This window comes from Glycomyces sp. TRM65418 (assembly GCF_019710475.1).
GTDB lineage: Bacteria > Actinomycetota > Actinomycetes > Mycobacteriales > Micromonosporaceae > Glycomyces.
Genome location: NZ_JAJFAX010000001.1, coordinates 731770 through 750554 on the forward strand (window position 1 = coordinate 731770; position 18785 = coordinate 750554).

17 protein-coding genes are annotated in these 18785 nt (G+C 70.9%); 11 read left to right on the forward strand and 6 right to left on the reverse strand.

The window, feature by feature from the left end; translation table 11 throughout:
* Positions 1–117: 117 nt before the first annotated feature.
* Genes K3N28_RS03390 through K3N28_RS03400 form a run of 3 tightly spaced genes read left to right on the forward strand, consistent with a single transcriptional unit; the run spans position 118 to position 4382 of the window.
* The gene (locus K3N28_RS03390) at positions 118–1932 is read left to right on the forward strand and encodes a long-chain fatty acid--CoA ligase (RefSeq protein WP_228091062.1); all 1815 of its coding nucleotides are present in this window, start codon (positions 118–120) and stop codon (positions 1930–1932) included.
* Positions 1933–1942: 10 nt separating this feature from the next.
* Positions 1943–3697, forward strand: a complete 1755-nt coding sequence (locus K3N28_RS03395; RefSeq protein WP_228091063.1) for a GAF domain-containing sensor histidine kinase — start codon at positions 1943–1945, stop codon at positions 3695–3697.
* A gap of 13 nt (positions 3698–3710) precedes the next feature.
* Positions 3711–4382, forward strand: a complete 672-nt coding sequence (locus K3N28_RS03400) for a response regulator transcription factor (protein ID WP_228091064.1) — start codon at positions 3711–3713, stop codon at positions 4380–4382.
* Positions 4383–4595: 213 nt separating this feature from the next.
* On the opposite strand, the gene K3N28_RS03405 is transcribed toward K3N28_RS03400, so the two are convergent.
* Complete coding sequence (locus K3N28_RS03405) at positions 4596–5732, reverse strand: glycosyltransferase family 4 protein (protein WP_228091065.1); 1137 nt, start codon at positions 5730–5732, stop codon at positions 4596–4598.
* Positions 5733–5860: 128 nt separating this feature from the next.
* On the opposite strand from K3N28_RS03405, the gene K3N28_RS03410 reads away from it, so the two are divergent.
* Positions 5861–7282 carry an NYN domain-containing protein gene (locus tag K3N28_RS03410; protein ID WP_228091066.1) on the forward strand — a complete coding sequence of 474 codons (1422 nt, stop codon included), beginning with the start codon at positions 5861–5863 and terminating at the stop codon, positions 7280–7282.
* On the opposite strand, the gene K3N28_RS03415 is transcribed toward K3N28_RS03410, so the two are convergent.
* A complete protein-coding gene (locus K3N28_RS03415; protein WP_228091067.1) occupies positions 7279–7734 on the reverse strand; it encodes an RDD family protein in 456 nt (151 codons plus the stop codon). The two genes, K3N28_RS03410 and K3N28_RS03415, sit on opposite strands and share 4 nt — an antisense overlap.
* 311 nt (positions 7735–8045) lie before the next feature.
* Between K3N28_RS03415 and glnA the strand changes: the two genes are divergently transcribed.
* The 5 genes from glnA (at position 8046) to K3N28_RS03440 (ending at position 11835) form a co-directional block, all read left to right on the forward strand.
* Positions 8046–9470: a type I glutamate--ammonia ligase gene (glnA, locus tag K3N28_RS03420; protein WP_228091068.1), complete on the forward strand. Its 1425-nt coding sequence runs from the start codon at positions 8046–8048 to the stop codon at positions 9468–9470.
* Between the two features lie 234 nt (positions 9471–9704).
* Complete coding sequence (locus K3N28_RS03425; RefSeq protein ID WP_228091069.1) at positions 9705–10400, forward strand: AzlC family ABC transporter permease; 696 nt, start codon at positions 9705–9707, stop codon at positions 10398–10400.
* A complete protein-coding gene (locus K3N28_RS03430) occupies positions 10397–10708 on the forward strand; it encodes an AzlD domain-containing protein (RefSeq protein WP_228091070.1) in 312 nt (103 codons plus the stop codon). Before K3N28_RS03425 ends, K3N28_RS03430 begins: the two co-directional genes overlap by 4 nt.
* Positions 10709–10774: 66 nt before the next feature.
* Positions 10775–11530: an AzlC family ABC transporter permease gene (locus K3N28_RS03435; RefSeq protein WP_228091071.1), complete on the forward strand. Its 756-nt coding sequence runs from the start codon at positions 10775–10777 to the stop codon at positions 11528–11530.
* On the forward strand, positions 11527–11835 hold the full coding sequence (locus K3N28_RS03440; protein ID WP_228091072.1) for an AzlD domain-containing protein: 309 nt from the start codon (positions 11527–11529) through the stop codon (positions 11833–11835). Before K3N28_RS03435 ends, K3N28_RS03440 begins: the two co-directional genes overlap by 4 nt.
* An 87-nt stretch (positions 11836–11922) precedes the next feature.
* Here the strand turns inward: K3N28_RS03440 and K3N28_RS03445 are convergent, their stop codons facing one another.
* Positions 11923–13056: an LPXTG cell wall anchor domain-containing protein gene (locus K3N28_RS03445; RefSeq protein WP_228091073.1), complete on the reverse strand. Its 1134-nt coding sequence runs from the start codon at positions 13054–13056 to the stop codon at positions 11923–11925.
* A 238-nt stretch (positions 13057–13294) separates the two neighbouring features.
* A complete protein-coding gene (locus tag K3N28_RS03450; RefSeq protein ID WP_228091074.1) occupies positions 13295–14401 on the reverse strand; it encodes a sugar-binding protein in 1107 nt (368 codons plus the stop codon).
* Positions 14402–14723: 322 nt separating this feature from the next.
* Between K3N28_RS03450 and K3N28_RS03455 the strand changes: the two genes are divergently transcribed.
* Positions 14724–15641: an MBL fold metallo-hydrolase gene (locus K3N28_RS03455; RefSeq protein WP_228091075.1), complete on the forward strand. Its 918-nt coding sequence runs from the start codon at positions 14724–14726 to the stop codon at positions 15639–15641.
* Positions 15642–15735: 94 nt separating this feature from the next.
* Here the strand turns inward: K3N28_RS03455 and K3N28_RS03460 are convergent, their stop codons facing one another.
* Complete coding sequence (locus K3N28_RS03460; RefSeq protein ID WP_228091076.1) at positions 15736–17007, reverse strand: vanadium-dependent haloperoxidase; 1272 nt, start codon at positions 17005–17007, stop codon at positions 15736–15738.
* A gap of 236 nt (positions 17008–17243) precedes the next feature.
* Positions 17244–17747 (reverse strand): MarR family winged helix-turn-helix transcriptional regulator, encoded by a 504-nt coding sequence (locus tag K3N28_RS03465; RefSeq protein WP_228091077.1) that lies wholly within the window; start codon positions 17745–17747, stop codon positions 17244–17246.
* A gap of 130 nt (positions 17748–17877) precedes the next feature.
* Between K3N28_RS03465 and K3N28_RS03470 the strand changes: the two genes are divergently transcribed.
* Entirely contained in the window at positions 17878–18783 is a 906-nt protein-coding gene (locus K3N28_RS03470) for an EamA family transporter (RefSeq protein WP_228091078.1), read from the forward strand.
* The last annotated feature ends 2 nt before the right edge of the window (positions 18784–18785 follow it).

Here is an 18785-nt window from a genome sequence, read left to right on the forward strand (position 1 = left end):
GTTAGCATCATGGTCTGCCTCACAGTCCCTCTTCCATAGGAAGTTGACCCACCGGTAACATGATCTGTGAGCCACTTTACAAAGCCGTGAACATGGCGTCTTGAACGGAGCCTTTCCATGCGCGAGTTCGCCGTCCCCCCCGTGGTGACTGTGCCCGACGACGACAACACCCTCACCGCGCTGTGGGACGCGGCCGAGCACCACCCCGCGTCCATCCTCTTCTTGCGCAGCTTCGACGACGGAGCCACCTGGCAGAACGTCACGTCGGTGGAGTTCCGCGAACAGGTGATCGCCGTCGCCAAGGGCCTGGCCGCCGCCGGCGTGCAGCCCGGCGACCGCGTCGCCATCATGTCGGCGACCCGCTACGAGTGGACCCTGCTCGACTACGCGATCTGGGCCGCCGGGGCCGTGACCGTGACGATCTACGAGACCTCCTCGGCCGAGCAGGCGAAATGGATCCTCGAAGACTCCGGCTCGGTCGCCGTGATCGCCGAGGACCCCGAGATGACCGCGATGATCGAGGGCCTGGGCACCCAGGTCAAGCACGTGTGGACCATCGACGGCGAGCCGGGCGCGATCGAAGCCCTGAACGGGCTGGGCGCGACCGCCGACGTCGACATCGAGGAGCGCCGCACCGTCCGCAAGGCCGACGACCTCGCCACGATCGTCTACACCTCGGGCACCACCGGGAAGCCCAAGGGCTGCATGCTCACCCACCGCAACCTCCTGGCCGACATACGCAACGTCATCCCCGAGGTGCCCGGCGTGCTCTACGACGGCGCCCGGATGCTCCTGTTCCTCTCGCTCGCGCACGTCCTCGCCCGCATCCTCCAGCTCGCCGGCATGGAGTCGCGCACGACCATCGCCCACGCCGACCGCACCAAGCTCACCGCGGTCATGCCGGTCGTCAAGCCGACCACGCTGCTCGCGATCCCGCGCGTGTTCGAGAAGGTCTACGCCGGGGCGTACCAGAAGGCCCTCGACGGCGGCAAGGGCCACCTGTTCGAGAAGGCCACGGCCTGCGCCAAGGAGTACAGCCGCGCGCTCGACAAGCCCGGCGGCCCGGGCCTGGGCCTGAAGCTGCGCCACAAGCTGTGGGACGTGCTCGTCTACTCCAAGATCCGTTCCGCGATCGGCGGCGAGTGCACCTCCGCCGTCTCCGGCGGCGCCGCGCTCGGCCCCGAGCTGGGCCACTTCTTCCGCGGCGCGGGCATCACCATCTACGAGGGCTACGGCCTCACCGAGACCTCGCCGGTCCTCTCGCTCAACCTCGAGACCGCCATCAAGGTCGGCTCGATCGGCCGCCCGACCCCCGGCACCGCCCTGCGGGTCGCCGAGGACGGGGAGCTCCAGGCCAAGGGCCCGCAGGTCTTCCCCGGGTACTGGAACAACGACGCCGCCACCGCCGAGGTCCTCGACGCCGACGGCTGGTTCTCCACCGGCGACATCGCCGAGATCGACGACGACGGATACGTCACGATCACCGGCCGCAAGAAGGACATCATCGTCACCGCGGGCGGCAAGAACGTCGCCCCCGGGCCGCTGGAGAAGATCCTCGACGCCCACCCGCTCATCGCCTACGCGATCGTCGTCGGCGAGGGCCGCCCCTACATCGGCTGCCTCATCTCCCTCGACGGCGAGATGCTCCGCGACTGGCTCTCGCGCCACGGCAAGGACCCCGAGACGCCGATCGCCGACCTCACCGAGGACCCCGAGCTGCTCGCCGAGCTGCAGGAGAAGATCGACGAGGCCAACGCCACCGTCTCCCGCGCCGAGCAGATCAAGCAGTTCAGGGTCATGCCGGTCGAACTCTCCGAGGACGCAGGGGAAATCACCCCCTCGGTCAAGGTCAAACGCCACGTCGTCATGGAAAAATACTCAAGCGAGGTCAACGCGCTGTACGACACGGCGCACGCGCGACGACAAGAGTGAGGTGGCCCGCATGGGCGATGAGGCGGTGCTCGAGCGCCAGTGGCGACTGCCCGCCGTCGCACTGCGGGGTGTCCTGTTCGCGCTGGTCGCGGTGTTCGGCTGGGCCTCGGTGGGCCTCGCCGACGCCGCGACCTGGTGCGGCATCCTCGCGCTCGCGGCGCTTCCCGGCGTGGTCCTCCCCCGGCACCGGCTCCTGGCCCCCGCCGGCCGGGTCGCCGAGGTCGCCGTCGTCGTGCTGGGCACCCTCGCGACCGGCGGGCTCCCCGCCTGGATGCTCCCGTACCTGATCGCGCCGTTCGCGACCGCCGCGTTCGACGCCGCCGAGCAGGACGAGGGCCGCCACGCCCGGCTGCGCAGCTGGGGGCCGCCCGCGCTCGTCGCGATCGCCGCGATCGGCCTCGTCGCCCAGACCCCGCGCGTGCCCGCGTTCGACCGCGGCACCTACGCGACCACCGTGGCCGCGGCCCTGGCCTTCGGTCTCGCCTCGGCCGTCGGCGCGTGGTGGCTGCGCCGCTCCCGCTCCTCCGACCTCCACCACTCGCAGCTGCCGTACGCCGAGGCCGCGGCCCTGCTCACGCAGCTGCGCGTCGTCGCCCGGCAGCTCCCCGGATCCACACTGGACCCCGGAGGGATCGCCACCGAGATCGTCGACACCGCCGCCCGCATCCCCGGCGTCGAACGGGCCGCCGTGCTCTCGGCCGCCTCCGGCCGCCGCCTGGTCGTGCTCGCCCAGCACGCCGACGAACGCGTCGACTGGGAGACCTCCCCGCAGCTGAACTCGCTCCTCGCCGACGCCTGGGCCGGGCAGAAACCGCAGGCCGGGCAGGTGCCGCTGTCGCGGTCCACGCAGGGGCCCGTCGCCTCCCTCGTCATCCCGCTCGTCGCCGAGGGCCGCACCGTCGGGCTCGTCGCGATCGAGTCCGACGACCCCGCCGCGTTCGGCCCCGAGGCCATCACCGCCGCCGAGGACCGCACCAAGGGCGCGGCCCTGCGGCTGGAGACCGCGCTCCTGTTCGAGGACGTGCGCTCCATGGCGACCACCGAGGAGCGCCAGCGACTCGCCCGCGAGATCCACGACGGCATCGCCCAGGAGCTGGCGATGCTCGGCTACGGCATCGACAACGCCATGGCGATCCTGCCGCCCGAGGCCGGCGAGGCCAAGGGCGAACTGGAGGACCTGCGCTCGGAGGTGACCCGGCTCGTGACCGAGTTGCGGTTCTCCCTGTTCGAGCTACGCTCGAACGTCGACCGTCAGGGCGGGCTGGCCTCCGCGATCGCGGACTATGCTCGTACTGTGGGCGCCTCAGCCGGCCTCCGCGTGCACTTGTCGCTCGACGAAGGCGGGGCCCGTCTCCCCGCCAGTACCGAGGCCGAGCTGCTGCGGATCGCGCAGGAGGCGATCACGAACGCCCGCAAACACGCCCGCGCCGAGAACCTGTGGGTGACCTGCGAGGTGGACCCGCCTTACACGCGGATCGAGGTGACCGACGACGGCCAGGGGCTGTCGGGCGAGGCGTCGGAGGGGCGTTACGGACTGGCGATCATGAGCGAGCGGGCCGAGCGGATCCGCGGATCGCTGGAGATCCGTCCGCACCAGCCGCACGGAACGACGGTGGCGGTGGTGCTCAACGCCGGGACGCGGCCGACGCGGCGCGCCGAGCCGCCCCGTCCGGGGTCCGCGGCCTGGGCGGCCGCCGATCGCGCCGCGAGAACTGAACAGCCGGCAAGGCGGCCTGACCATGGTGGGGGCCGAGGCAGCCAATGAGGAGAGATACGCGATGAATGCTGAAGCGGTGGAGACGACCGGGCGGACGACGGTGCTGATCGTCGATGACCACGACTTGATCCGCAAGGGTCTCCGGCACGCCTTCGACCGCGACCCCGAGTTCGAGGTCGTCGGAGAGGCCGACACGGCCGCCGACGGCCTGCGGCACGCCGCATCGCTCATGCCGTCCGTGGTGATCATGGACCTGCGCCTGCCCGACGGCTCGGGGCTCGACGCCACCCGCAAGCTCCGCAAGGCGCACCCGAACATGGGGATCGTGGTGCTGACGATGTACGCCGGCGACGACCAGCTGTTCGGCGCCCTGGACGCGGGGGCTTCGGCGTTCGTGCCGAAGTCGGCCCCCGCGAACGACGTGGTGTCGGCGGCGCGGCACGCGGCGGCGAATCCGACGGCGTTCAGCGCCGCGGACCTGGCCGAGGCGATGCAGCGGCGCCTGACGCCGACCGGACCGCAGCTCTCGCCCCGCGAGTCGCAGGTCCTCAAGCTCCTGGCGGACGGCCTGTCGGTGGCCGGGATCGCGAAGCAGCTGTACGTCTCGGAGTCGACGGCGAAGACGCACATTTCGAAGCTGTACGAGAAGCTCGGCGCGGGCAACCGCGCCCAGGCGCTCATGACGGCCCTGAAGCTGGGTCTCCTGGAAGCCCCCGACCAACCGAAGTTCTAGCCCGAATCGCTTCGGCCGATCCGAGCCCCGGGTCGGTCGAGGCCTCCGGCCCGGTCCGCTCAGACTGCCGGAACCGGGTCCTCGTGCGAACACGGCCGCGGCGCCGAGCGGTCGCTCGTTGCGCACAGCGGCGCCGTGCTCAACCGAGCGAAGCGGCGGTCGCCGCCGCCCTGGCGGAGCGCGGTTCCGCCGCGACGGGTGGCCGCCGCCCGGTCAGACCGTCTCGCCGTAGAGCATGCTCTCGAGCCGTTCGGCCTGGCGTTCCCAGGTCCATTCGCTCAGGGCCCATTCGCGGCTGGCCTCGCCGAGCTTCCGCGCCAGCGGCGGGTCGGCGAGGACCTGCGTGAGCCGGTACGTGATCTCGCCGAGGTCGCGCCCGTCCACGACCCACCCCGACCGGTCGTGGAGCACCGTGTCCGGCGCGCCGCCCGAATCCCCGGCGATCACCGGCAGCCCGCACGCGGCCGCCTCCAAGAACACCGCGCCGAGCCCCTCCACGTCGAGGCCCCGGCGGCGCGTCCGGCACGGCATCGCGAAGACGTCCCCGGCCGCGAAATGCGCGGCGATCTCGGACTCGTGCACGCCGCCGGTGAAGACGACCTGCCGCTCGACGCCGTGCCGACGCGCCAGCGCCCGCAGCCGCGACTCGTACGGCCCCTGGCCGACGATGAGCAGCCGCACGTCCTCGCCGACCTGCTCGCGCACGTGCGGCAACGCCGCGATGAGCATGTCCTGGCCCTTGCGCGGCACCAGCCGCGAGACGCAGACGATCACCGGCAGGCCCGTCAGGCCGTGCCGCTCGCGCACCGGCGTGCCGTCCACGTCGGGGTGGAAGGTCTCGGCGTCGATGCCGAAGGTGAGCTGTTCGAGCCGGGTGAGGTGCCCGGCGACCGGGGCGATGCGCCGGAGCGTGTAGTCGCCGAGGTAGGTCATGACGTCGAGCGACGCGGCGATGCGCTGCAGCACCCGGCGCGTGCCGGGCATGGCGGCCCAGCCGACCTCGTGGCCGTGCGTCAACGCGATGGCCCGTTCGATCCCCGTGTCGTGCTTCAGACCCGCGGCCAGCAGCCCGAGGGGCGCGGCCGCGCCGAACCAGACCCGGTCGCAGCGGTGCTCGCGGGCGATCGCGGTGGCCGCGCGGGCGACGCGCGGCGTCGGCAGCAGTATCGAGCTGCGGTCGCGGACCACGGTGAACGGCTGGGCGGCGTCGAACTGGGCCCATCCCGGGGACGTCGAGGTGTAGACGACCAGATCGTCCGACGGCAATCGCAGCGCCATGCCGTGCACAAAGGTCTGGATGCCGCCCCGGCGGGGCGGGAAGTCGTTGGTCACCAGCAGTGTCCGGCTCATCGTGCCCCCCTCCAGATTCGCCTAGTCTGTCACGGCGGCGGCGCGTGCGCGGCAATCCCGCGTTACGCGCGGGAGAAGCCCAGTGGTCGGCCCGTCCGCGCTGTGACGTCGGTGGCACACTGGTGCCTATGTTGAGCGGCCAGGAAAGCGGCGACGAGGGTCCCGAACCCGGCGCCGGACCGGCGGAGGCGGCAGCCTCCGGGGGCGGCGCGGCGGCGTCCGAAGAGGACCCCTCCGAACCGGTCCCGGCCGATGCGGGTCCGGCGGTGTTCCTCTCGGAACCGGTGCGCCGCAGGGCCGTCGAGATCGCCGCGGTCGCCATGCCCGGGCTCCCGCCCGGCAAGGTCCCCTCCCGGCTCCGCCGCTTCCTCAAGTTCAGCCCGGCGAAGCGCGCCAAGCTCGCCAAGGCCGAACTCGCCGTCGCCGTCGCCGCCGACACGGCGTTCCGCGAGGGCCTCGCGACCGTGCTCGCCGCGACCGACTCGCCGCTCATCGCGGCCGTCGCCACCGGCGGGGAGGTCTCGCCGATGGCCGACCCGGCCGAGGTCGCGGCGCTCGCCTATCTGCTGCGGCCCGAGGGCTGGCGCGAGCTCATCGCCACCGCCGTCCTGGCGATCCCCGAGACGACCGAGGCTCCGGCGCAGGAAGCGACCCGCGAGGTCGACCCGAAGCGGCTGACGGCGCTGGAGAAGGAGAACGGGAAGCTCCGCGGCGCCCTCGCCGACCAGCGCACGGCCGCCGCGGGACTCCAGGAGGAGTTGCGGCGGCTTCGCCGCGAGCTCAAGGAGGCCGAGGATCGGGCCGTGAAGGCCGCCGGGGACCTCGCCGCCGAACGGGGGCGGCTCAAGCACCTGGAGACCGAGCGGCGCTCCGAACGCCGCCGCCTCGAATCCGAAGTGGAGTCCCTGCGGGCGCAGCTGGAGCGGATCCGCAAGGCCGAACGGGAGCACGAGCGCCTCGCCTCCTCGCGGCTGTGGCTGCTCATGGAGACCCTCTCGGGGACGGCCACGGGCCTGCGGCGCGAACTCGGGCTCGAACCGGCCCCGGACCGCCCGGCCGACCACATCGCCGAGGAGTACTGCGCCGAGCCCGAGGAGCGGCCGGTCGAGGGCTCGCGGGGCCTCGATCAGAACGACCCGCAGCGGCTCGACCACCTCCTGTCGCTGCCCAACCCGCACCTCATCGTCGACGGCTACAACGTGACGATCTCGGCGTGGGGCGAGACGCTGACGCTCGAACAGCAGCGCAACCGGCTCGTGCAGGGCCTGGGCACGGTCGCGGCGCAGACGAACGCCGAGATCACCGTGGTCTTCGACGGGGCCGACGCGATCTTCGGGGCCAAGCCGAGCGCCCGCGGCGTGCGGGTGCTGTTCAGCGCCAAGGGCCAGATCGCGGACGACGTGGTCGTCGAGCTGACCCGCGTCGAGCCCGAGGGCCGGCCCGTCATCGTGGTGTCCTCGGACCAGGAGGTCGCGATGCGGGTGCGGCGCGAGGGGGCGTTCCCGGTGCCGTCGCCGCTGTTGGTGCGCTGGTTCCAGCGCAGCCGCTAGCGGCCGCCCGGCCGGGTCTTCTCGGCGGGCGCCGGGACCTGCAGCATCACCGAGCCGGCGGCGAGGTCGTGCAGGCCCCGGTGGTACGGGTGGACCAGCGCGGTCAGGGCCGGGATCAGGAGTGAGAGCAGGACCGCGCGGACCAGGGCGCGGGGGAACCCGATCGGCCCGCCGTGGTCGGCCGAGACGCACGCGATGCGCATGAGCCGCATGCCGAGCGTCTGGGTGCCGAAGGCGAGCGCGACCGCGTAGTACGCGGCGAAGAGCAGCGCCCGCAGGACGGCCTGGCCGAACGGGTCGGCGGTGACGAGATCGAGCCAGTTCAGGCCGATCGCGAGGACCGTGCAGGCGGCCCAGTCGATGAAGACGGCGACGAACCGCCCGAGGAGTGAGGCGAGGTCCTGTCCGGCTCCGGTGGTTCCAGGGGTGTTCGCACCGCGTTCGCTCGTCATGGCGGGCAGTCTACGGTGGGCCGAGTCGCCGGGGCCCGCGAGCCGACCATGTGTGCGGTCGGCCGGTTTGCACCGCCCTGAGCAGTGGATTCGGCCAAAGTGGAACAGGTCCCAACATTGCAAGTAACACGCTCGAAACATTTGATTTACGGCCGGGCAACTGATCGCGGATAGCGTTTCGCTTAATAAGCTTAGGCGTCGACAGCGAGGTCGGCCTGCCCGGCGAAGCTTGCGAGCCCGGCATGAGCACTGCTGTCCGGAAGGCGGCGTCATCGGCCTTCCGGCACTCACCTACCGAGAGGAATACCTTCGTGTTCTCCAGCCCTGAAGAGCTCCTCGGATACGTCCGCGACAACGACGTGAAGTTCATCGACGTCCGCTTCTGCGACCTGCCCGGCGTCATGCAGCACTTCAACATCCCGGCCGAGGCCTTCGACAACGACCTCCTCGAGGAGGGCCTCGCCTTCGACGGCTCCTCGATCCGCGGTTTCCAGCAGATCCACGAATCGGACATGCTGCTGCTGCCCGACGTGGCCACCGCGTTCGTCGACCCCTTCCGCGAGCAGAAGACCCTCGCCCTGAACTTCTTCATCCACGACCCCTTCACCCGCGAGGCCTACAGCCGCGACCCCCGCAACATCGCGAAGAAGGCCGAGCAGTACCTGGCGGGCTCCGGCATCGCCGACACCGCCTACTTCGGGGCCGAGGCCGAGTTCTACATCTTCGACTCGATCCGCTTCGACCAGACCGCCAACCAGGCCTTCTACAAGATCGACTCGGTCGAGGGCGCCTGGAACACCGGTGCGGAGGAGAACGGCGCCAACCTCGGCTACAAGCCGCGCCACAAGGGCGGCTACTTCCCGGTCGGGCCCGTCGACCACTTCGCGGACCTGCGCGACCGGATGGTGACCAACCTCATCGAGGGCGGCCTGACCATCGAGCGCGCCCACCACGAGGTCGGCACCGCCGGACAGTCCGAGATCAACTACCGCTTCTCGACCCTGCTGCACTCCGGCGACGACGTCCAGAAGTTCAAGTACATCATCAAGAACACCGCCACCCAGGCGGGCAAGACCGTGACCTTCATGCCGAAGCCGCTGTTCGGCGACAACGGCTCGGGCATGCACACCCACCAGTCGCTGTGGGCGAACGGCGACCCGCTGTTCTACGACGAGACCGGTTACGCCGGCCTGTCGGACACCGCCCGCTACTACATCGGCGGCCTGCTCAAGCACGCCCCGAGCCTGCTGGCCTTCACCAACCCGTCGGTGAACTCCTACCGCCGCCTGGTGCCGGGCTTCGAGGCGCCGGTCAACCTGGTCTACTCGCAGCGCAACCGCTCGGCGTGCACCCGCATCCCGGTGACCGGTTCGAACGCGAAGGCCAAGCGCGTCGAGTTCCGCGTGCCGGACCCGTCGAGCAACCCGTACCTGGCGTTCTCGGCCATGCTCATGGCGGGCCTGGACGGCATCAAGAACAAGATCGAGCCGCCGGCGCCGGTCGACAAGGACCTGTACGAACTCGGCCCGGAGGAGTACGGCGACATCGCCCAGGTCCCCGGCTCGCTCGACGAGGTCCTGGACAACCTGGAGCGGGACCACGACTTCCTCACCGAGGGCGGCGTGTTCACGCCCGACCTCATCGAGACGTGGATCCAGTACAAGCGCGAGAACGAGATCGACCCCGTGCGCCTGCGTCCGACGCCGCACGAGTTCGACCTGTACTACGAGGTGTGACGAGTAGTACCGAAAAGGACGGTCTACGAGAGGTGACGAGTAGGCCGAACGGCATGGCCCGCGAAGTGCGGCCGCCAGGCGACGCAAGGGGCGCGATCGGTGTGCGGACACCGGTCGCGCCCCTTGCGTCGTCGGTTCGGCCCCCGGGACGCGGTCGCGGCGGTGCCGCCGAGCCGTGTGTGAGCCGCCGCGGCGACGCTTGCTACCCGTAGTCGGGGCGGGCATACTCGCCTCGTGTCCCCCCGATTCCTTCCCGAACGCGATCGCGACGTCTATCGCGACGCGATCGCCATGTCGATCGGCATCTGCATCGTGGGCGTCTCCTTCGGTGCGATCGCGACGGCCGCGGGGTTCCCCTGGTGGATCCCGGTCGCCATGTCGGCCTTGACCTTCGCCGCCACCTCACAGTTCGCCATGCTCGCCGTGGTGATGGCCGGAGGCGGCGTCCTCGCCGGGCTCGCGGCCGGAGTGCTCGTCCACCTGCGCCACATCCCCTACGGGCTGGCCGTCGGCGACCTCTACTGGGGCAGGTGGTGGACCCGCATGCTGGGCACGTTCATGCTCATCGACCAGTCCACCGCGTTCGCCCTCGCCGCCGGGCACGACCGGCGGCGCGCCAAGACCGCGTACTGGGCCACCGCCGTCATCATGTTCATCGCCTGGAACGTCGGCACGGTGATCGGCGTCTTCGCGGGCGGCTTCGTCCCCGACCCGGACGTGTTCGGCCTCGACGCGGCCTTCCCGGCGCTCCTGCTCGCGCTCGTATTCCCGGCGCTGAAGGACCGCGACACGCTGATGGCCGTCCTGGTCGGCTCGGCCGTCGCGCTCGCCACCGCGCCGTTCCTGCCCACGGGCGTCCCGGTCCTGCTGGCGATCCTCGGGGTCTTCGCGACCTGGCCCCGCGGCAAGCGGCGGGAGGCGGCCGAATGACCATGGCCGCGGTGCTCGCCCTCGCGGCCGGCGTCTTCCTCGTCCGCCTCGCCGGGCCGGTGATGCGCAGCCGGATCAAGGTCTCCGAGCGCACCGAGATCCTGATGAAACGCGGGGCGATGGTGGTGCTGGCGGCGCTGGTGGTGACCGGCGCGCTCGTCGCGGAGGACGGCGGCTTCGCGGGCTGGGCCCTTCCGGCCGGGGTCGCGGTCGGCGGCTTCCTGGCCTGGCGCCGGGTGCCCATCATCATCGTCGTCGTCGCGGCGGCCGCGACCACGGCCCTGCTGCGGCTGGGCGGCGTCGAGTAGGCCGAGGCGCCGAAGAACCGCGCCGCTCGGTCGTTCGATCCGTCGGCAAGCGGGTACCCGGGCGCGATGTTCGCTCGCTTGGCCGCGCTCGTCGGCCGTGATCTCCTGCGCGACACGCTCGCGTACAGCATCGGCATCGCCGTCGCAGGGGCCTCCTTCGCCGCGCTCGCGACCGCTCAAGGGCTGCCGTGGTGGGTCACGATGGCGATGTCGCTGCTCGTGTACGCCGGGACGGCCCAGTTCGCGGCCATCGGCGTCGCCGCGGCGGGCGGCGGCCCCGCGGCGATCGTCATGACCGGGCTCATCCTCAACCTCCGCCACCTCCCCTACGGGATGGCCGTCGGCCACCTGTACTGGGACCGCTGGTGGACACGGCTGCTCGGCACCCACAACCTGCTGGACACCACGGCGGCCTTCGCCTTGGCCGAGGGCGACGACCTGCGGCGGGCCCGGATCGCCTACTGGACCACGGGGGTCGGGAACGCCGTCGCCTGGACGATCGGCAACGTGGTCGGCATCGCCGCGGGCGGGCAGATCGGCGACCCGGCCGCCCTCGGCCTCGACGCCGCGCTGCCCGCGATCGTGCTGGCCCTGGTGCTGCCGTCGCTGCGCGACCGCAGCACGCTCCTCGCGGCCCTGACCGGCGCGGCGATCGCGTTGGCCGCCAGCCCGTTCCTGCCCGCCGGGATCCCGGTCCTGCTGGCGCTCGCGGGCCTGGTGTTCGCGTTGCCGCGAAAGGAATCCGACATGGACGAGACCAGCGCCTCCAGGACGGGCGAATCCGGTGCGGACGAAGGCGACGTCGAGGAGGCCGAGCGGTGAGCATCTGGACGGTACTGATCCTGGCGGTCGGCACCTTCGCGATCCGGTACGCGGGGCCGATGCTCCGCGACCGCATCGTGATCGCGAAACGGACCGAGGAGTTCCTCAACCGCGCCGCGACCGTGGTCCTCGTGGCGCTCGTGGTGACCTCGGCGATCGTGGTGGACGGCGAGTGGGCGGGCTGGGCCCTCCCGGCGGGCGTCCTCGTCGGCGGGATCCTCGCCTGGCGGAAGGCCTCGCTCGCCGTCGTCGTCATCGCCGCGGCGGCGACCACGGCGCTGCTGCGGCTGGCCGGGATCGCCTGAGGGCGACGGAAAGGGCCGCACTGCTCGCAGTGCGGCCCTCCCGTTATTCGTCTTTACCGAAGTCCGTATCCCTCAAGGGGATGCGGTCTACCAGTCCTGCGCGGTGCGGCGACGGCGCATGATCAGGAAGATGGCGGCGGCGGCCACGATGAGCGCCGCGGCCGAGCTGATCATGATCGTCAGCGAGCTGCCGGTGGTGGGCAGCTGCGGTTGAGCGGACGGGGTCTCGCTCGGGGCGGGGGATTCCTCGTCGCACTCGACGGGCTTCGCCCAGTACAGCGTGCCGGTCTCGTAGAACTTCCCGGCGTCGGCCTCGTAGCTGATCTCCAGCTCGGTGCCGATGCCCGGGATGAAGACCGTCTCGGTCGCGCCGGGGGCGACGGTGACGACGATCGGGTCGCCTTCACCGGCGGCGAACGTGAAGGTCGTCTCGGTGCCGTTCTCGGGGACCGTCACGGTGACCTCGAGGCCCTCGCAAGTGACGGTGGACTCGATGGTCGGGCAGGTGGGAAGGCCTTCCCATTCGATGACCGTCGGCTCGCCGTCGTCGACGACCACGGTGACCGTCAGACCGGCCTCGACGTCCTCGACGAAGAAGGACTCGGTGTAGGGCTCGTCGACCTCGGGGGTGACGACGATGTCCTCACCGGATCCGGTGCTGATGGTGAACGTCGAGAGCGCCTCGGGGTTCCCGTTGGAGACGGTCACGGTGATGCCGAAGCAGTCGCTGTGGTGCGTCAGGGCGGGCTCGGGGGTCTCGGGTTCGGGGTCGGGCTGGCAGCCGGTGTCCGGCTTCTCGACGGTGACCGGCTCACCGGGGTCGGTGCGCTCGTTGCTCCACTTGGTGGCCACCTTGAGCGACACGCTCTCCACCCCGGCGTCGAGCACCTGGGTGGCCGTGATGGGGGCCTCGTCGAGCTCCGGGTCGGGCAGCTTGACCTTGTCGCCGAACGTGGTGCCGAGCGTGAAGGCGCCGGTGATCTCGGCATCGCTGTCCGACTCGACGGTGTCGATCCAGGCTTCCAGGTCCGCGGGCTTGTTGTGCCAGTCGCCCTCGACGACGGCCCATTCAACCTGCCAGCTGCCGTCGGGGAGGCAGGTGGGGGTTCCGGTGACGTCGGGGTGGTGCGCCTGCGCCGCGGAGGCGAAGGTGACCGCTCCGGCGAGGCCGAGCATGACGCTTCCGGTCAGGCCCAGCACCCGCTTGAGGGTACGGTTCATGGTTCTCCTAAGAATGACAATTGCATTGGGGGGAATCGGGGCCGCGCGGTCAGGGGGTGTGAGGTTCCGACCGGCTTCGGCACCGTACCAAATGAGACACGTTGCAATGCGACAAGAGGTCGCATAACAATAAGGTAACGAGCCCATGGCGAACGACGGTGTCCCAAGGGCGTCGGAAGGCGGACACGACGAAACGGCCGAGCGCCGGCCCGGCCGTCGTCGGCAGTGGGGGCGGCGGCTAGTCCGCGTCCGGTGCGGCGCCGTCGATCTCCTCCTCGGTGAGGTACCCGGAGTCGACGATCACCTCCTGGTAGTTCTCCACGGTGACGTCGACCGGCGGCAGCAGGTACGCGGGGATGAACTTGAAGCCGTTGTCATAGCTGCCGAGGTCGTTCACCTCGGGGCTCTCGCCGTCGACGATCGACCGCACCATGTTCGCCGCGACCTCGGCGAGGAGGCGGGTGTCCTTGAAGACCGTCTCGGACTGGCCCGTGCCCTCTTTGATGTGCTTGAGCGACAACGGCTCCGCGTCCTGCCCGGTCACGACGGGGAAATCGTCCGCACCCGGCTCGTAGCCGGCGTCGACCAGCGCCTCCACGATGCCCCGGCTGATGCCGTCGTAGGGCGAGAGCACGGCGTGGAGCGGCTCCTCCTCGTAGTGGTCCTCCAGCAGGCGGGCCATGCGCTCCCGCGCGATCTTGCGGTCCCACCGCTCGGTGGAGGTCGGCTCCTGCTCGGTCTCGCCTGAGAGGATGTTGACCTTGCCCTCGTAGATGTAGCTCTCGAGGGTGTCGAGGCCGCCGAGGAAGAAGTACTGGGAGTTGTTGTCGTCCAGCGAACCCGAGAACAGCTCGATGTTGAACGGGCCCGGGTTCTCCTCCAGGCCCAGCCGCTGGATGATGTGCCTGGCCTGGAGCACGCCGACCTGGTAGTTGTCGAACGAGGCGTAGTAGTCGACGTCGGGGGTCTCCAGGATCAGGCGGTCGTAGGAGATGACCGTCACGCCCTGGTTCTTGGCCCGCCCGAGGATCTCGCCGAGGGACTTGTTGCCGATCGCGCCGACGATGAGGAACTCCACGCCCCCGTCGATCATGGACTTGATCTGCCCGATCTGCGCCTCGACGTCGTCGTCGCCGTATTCGAGGATGGTCCGGTAGCCGAACCCCTGCAGACGCGCTTCGAGGTCCGCGCCCTCCACGACCCAGCGGTTGGAGGTCGTGGTGGGCATCGCGATGCCCGTGAAGCCGGTGAGCTGGGTCGAGGCCTCGCTCTCGCCGCATCCGGCCAGAGACACGGCTGCGACGCCCGCCGATCCGTACAGCAGGCCGCGGCGACTGAGGTGCATGGGGAAGGTACTCCTTCGTACGCGAGAGGGGCTCATTTCACCCCGAAACTTACACGAGCCGAAAACTCGCCAACCGGGTCATTCCGTAATCGAGCCGTGTCCTGGCGAGGGCGTGAACCGGGATCGGCGCCGCATCGGGGCGCGTTCCTCCGGTCCGCTCCAGGGTCGGGCGCCGATTGATCGGTTCCATCCCGAAACGAACGTAGAACGTGAAGATGACGCGCTCTCCGGCGGCCCCCGCCGAAGCGATCGGCCTCGCTCCGGCGCCGTCGTCGCGAGCGCCGCGGAGGGGCTCGCGCGCGGCCCGCATACCATGGCGGGCATGAGTGATCGCTGGATCGAAGTGGCCGACAGGGTGTGGGTGCGGCGCCTCAAGGAGCTGGACCAGTCCCTGGGTCTGGTGATCGGCGACGACAGCTGCCTGGTGATCGACACCGGCATCCACGCCGAGGCGGGGTACGCGTTCGCGACGGCCGTCCGCGAGCTGACCGACCTGCCGTGGCAGGTCGCCTACACGCACGACCACTTCGACCACTGGTTCGGCACCTCCGCGTTCGGCGAGTCCGCGATCTGGGCGGTGGAGGACGGCGCCGCCTACATCAGCCGCGGCGACCGGCAGCGCAAGGCCTGGGCCGCGACGTACCGCCGGCAGGGCCGCGAGGAGGACGCCCGGCGCATCGGCCGCTCGCCGCTGGTCCCGCCGAACTGCCGCGTGAGCGGTGCGATCGGGTTGAACCTGGGCGGGCGCACGGTGGTGCTCCGCCGAGTGGGACTCGCCCACACCGACAACGACATGGTGATCGAGGTGCCCGACGCGGGCGTGCTGTTCGCCGGCGACCTGCTGGAGAACGGCGCGCCGCCCTCGTACGACGCGGCGTTTCCGCTCGAGTGGCCGCAGGCGGTGGAGTACCTGCTGAGCTGGCGGCCCGCGGTGGTCGTCCCCGGCCACGGCGAGCCGGCCGACTACTGGTGGGCGCGCGGCCAGACCCGCGACTTGGCGGAGGTGGCGAAGCTGTGCGCCGAGGTGGCCCAGGGTCTGATCCCGGAGGGCGAGGCGATCGAGCACGGCCCGTTCGGCGCGGCGACCATGCGGACGGCGCTGGACCGCTGGAGGGAACTGGCCCCGCCCCCGCCGGAACCGGCCCCGCAGCGTCAGACCGACACGCCCGCCGGGACTCCTCCCCCGCCGGTGATCGTCTACGACGTCTTCGACTACAGCATCGACCTGACGCAACGCTAGGGGCGCGCGAGCGACCCCCGGCGCGACGAGGGCGGAACGCCGCGGCGGCGGGAACCTCGCGGCCCCGCCGCCTTCGTGCGGCGGTCGCGGGTTCCTACGCGCGCAGGTGGTTGGCGAAGACGTGCTCGCCGACCCGGTTCCCGAGCTTGACGCCGGCGTCCCCGTCGAACTGGTAGTGGACGCCGAGGAAGACCCGGCTGCGGGCGTTCTCCTCGGCCGCGGCGGTGAACGACTGGTACAGCCGGGTCTCGCCGTCCTTGGAGTGGGGGTCCTCGGTGCCGACGGTGTAGGAGGTCTCGTCGGTGTCGAAGAACAGCCGCATGATCGCGGCCCAGGCCCCGCCGAACGTCGCGTGACCGGAGACGTAGGCCGGGAAGGGCGGCGAGAACGACTCGCCCCTGCGGTTCTGCGACAGCGGCTCCCAGCCGGCGTCGGGCTGCGTGTCGGGGCGCCCGTCGCGGTCGGCGTAGCGGATGGCCTGTTCGGGCCTCCACAGGTCGATGCTGGTGCGGTACTTGGCGTCCCAGGCGGCGATCCCGGCGTCGCCCAGGGCGAGGCCGAGCAGCCCGAACAGGCGCACGTTCTGCTCGACGCCGAGTCCGACCTGGCGGGAGAGGCGCGCGGCGGCGTCGAACAGCTGCCCCGGCGGCTTGTAGGTGCCGTCGAGGTCGTTGGCCCAGAAGAAGGCGATCCGGGCTTCCTCCTTGGTGCGGCTCCGCGAGTCCCGGCCGCCGAGTTCGCGGACCTCTTCGAGCTGACGCTCGTACAGCGGCGAGGCCATCAGCCGCGCGTACTCGTCGCAGCCGTCGGGCGGCGGGGGCCGGAACTGGCCGCCGTCCTTGAGGGTGAACGGGGTGACGCCGCCCCAGTGGGGGGTCGCGGCCGGACCCGAAGGCGTGGGCCGCCAGGCGCCGGGCACCAGTTCGGACTCGTAGGAGTCGTCGCCGTCAGCGCCGTCCTCGGCGCGGTCGCGGACGATCGCCTCGGCGACCGCGGCGCCGATGCGGGCGCCGCGGATGAGCTGGACCGGCGTGCAGCGCCCGCGGATCCGGGCGAACGACTCGTCGAGCTCGGCGCTGTAGTCGCGTCCGGAGTAGACGTTGCGGAGCACCTCGAAGGCCGCGTACGAGAGGGCGGCGGCGAGGACCGGCGGCTGGTCGTCGTCGGGCAGCTCGGGGGTCCGCGACCGGTACGGTGCGCCCTTGCGGGTCACCGACACCAGTGCGTCCCACTGGGCCGCGTGCATCATGGCGCCGGCGCGGGACAGCGGTCCGGGCGGACCGCCGACTTCCCTGAAGGTGGCGAGTAGCGTATCGTTCCAGTACAGGACCGGATCGAAGGCGTGTTCGTTCTTGGAATCGGCCATAGCCTGTCCTCAGCTTCGTGGCAGACGGGTGCATGGCGTGAGCCCTGGCGGTGCATGGGAATACTCGGCCAGGGCCATGCCGTGTTCACGCGAAACGGCATGGTCCATCTGCAGTGGATTCGGGTGTCGCTGTTCGGCGGGCCCACGCCCGCTGGTCCGTGGTGCGATCTGGCTTCCGGTCCTCAGTATATGGTCGGGCCGCCATCCCGTGGGTTCCGCGAAGGGACGATCCGGCGTTAACCGAACGGCTGATCCTCGAATGCGCCGTGCAGTTTGCGGAGCAGGCCCCCGAGTTGCTTGCGCTCCTTGGCGTCGAGTCCCGCCAGTGCCTCTTCCAGGATCACCAGCTCGGCCCGCACGGCGCCCTCGACGGCCTCGCGGCCCGCTTCGGTCAGACGGATCTTGAGACCGCGCCGATCGCTCGGATCGGGAAGGCGCTCGACGAAGCCGGCCGACTCGAGCTTGTCGAGCCGACCGGTGAGCCCGCCGGAGCTGAGCATGAGGCTGGCGCCGATCTGCTTGGGCGAGAGGGTGAATGGTTCGCCGGAGCGCCGGATGCTGGCGAGGACGTCGAACTCGTTGCGCCCGATGCCGAACTCGGCGAACGCCGCGTGGTTCCTGGCGCTGACCTTCTGCGAGATGCGGTGGATGCGCCCGAAGAGGGCCATCGGGTCCAGCTCGAGATCGGGCAGCTCCCGATGCCACTGCTCGATGATCCGGTCGACCGCGTCCTGCTTCATGGCCTCATTCTGCCCTGCCCGCGTCGGTGGGACGGAAGTACCTCTGGGCGAGAAAACTCAGAGCCAAGCATCTTGATTTAAAGTAGCTTGCGTGTAAGCTACTTCTAGACAAGCTACTTCAGGAGTCGCAATGAACCGCAGCACCACGGACCTCCTCCTCACCGCCCTCGCGCCGGTCATGTGGGGCACGACCTACCTGGTCACCACCGAGTTCCTCCCCGCCGACCGCCCCTTCCTCACCGCCATGATCCGCGCCCTCCCCGCGGGCCTGCTGCTGATCCTCCTGTCACGAAGGCTCCCCACGGGCGCCTGGTGGTGGCGGTCGGCCGTGATCGGCACGCTGAACATCGCCGCCTTCTTCGCGCTGCTCTTCATCGCGACCTACCGCCTCCCGGGCGGCGTCGCCGCGGTGGCCGCGGCGGTCGGCCCGCTGGCGACGGCCGGTGCGACCCTGCTGATCCTGCACCAGAAAGTGCGGCTGCGGACCTGGCTGCTCGGCCTGGCCGGCGTCGGCGGCGTCGCGATGGTGGTCCTGACGGCCCAGGCGAAGCTCGACACCGTCGGTGCGCTCGCCGGCGTCGGCGGCGCGGTCTCAATGGCGGTCGCGGTGGTCCTCACCAAGCGATGGGGCATGCCGAAGGAGGCCGGCCCGGCCGCCCTCGCCGGATGGCAGCTGACCGCCGGAGGGATCCTCCTCGTCCCCCTCGCGTTCGCCGTCGAGGGCGCGATCCCCACGCTCACCGGCACGAACCTCCTCGGCTACTTCTACCTGGGCCTGGTGAACACCGCTCTGGGCTACTGGCTGTGGTTCCGCGGCATCGGCCGCCTCTCGGTGGTCCCGCTGAGCTTCCTCGGCCTGCTGTCCCCGCTGACGGCCGCGACCCTCGGCTGGCTGTTCCTGGGCGAGACGTTCACCGCCTGGCAGACCGCCGGCTTCGCCGTGGCCCTGGCCGCCACCGTCACCGCCCAGCTCCAGAACCGGCCCCGGCAGCCGAAGCTCCCGGCCGAACCCCGGAAGCTCCTGGCCCACGTGTGAGA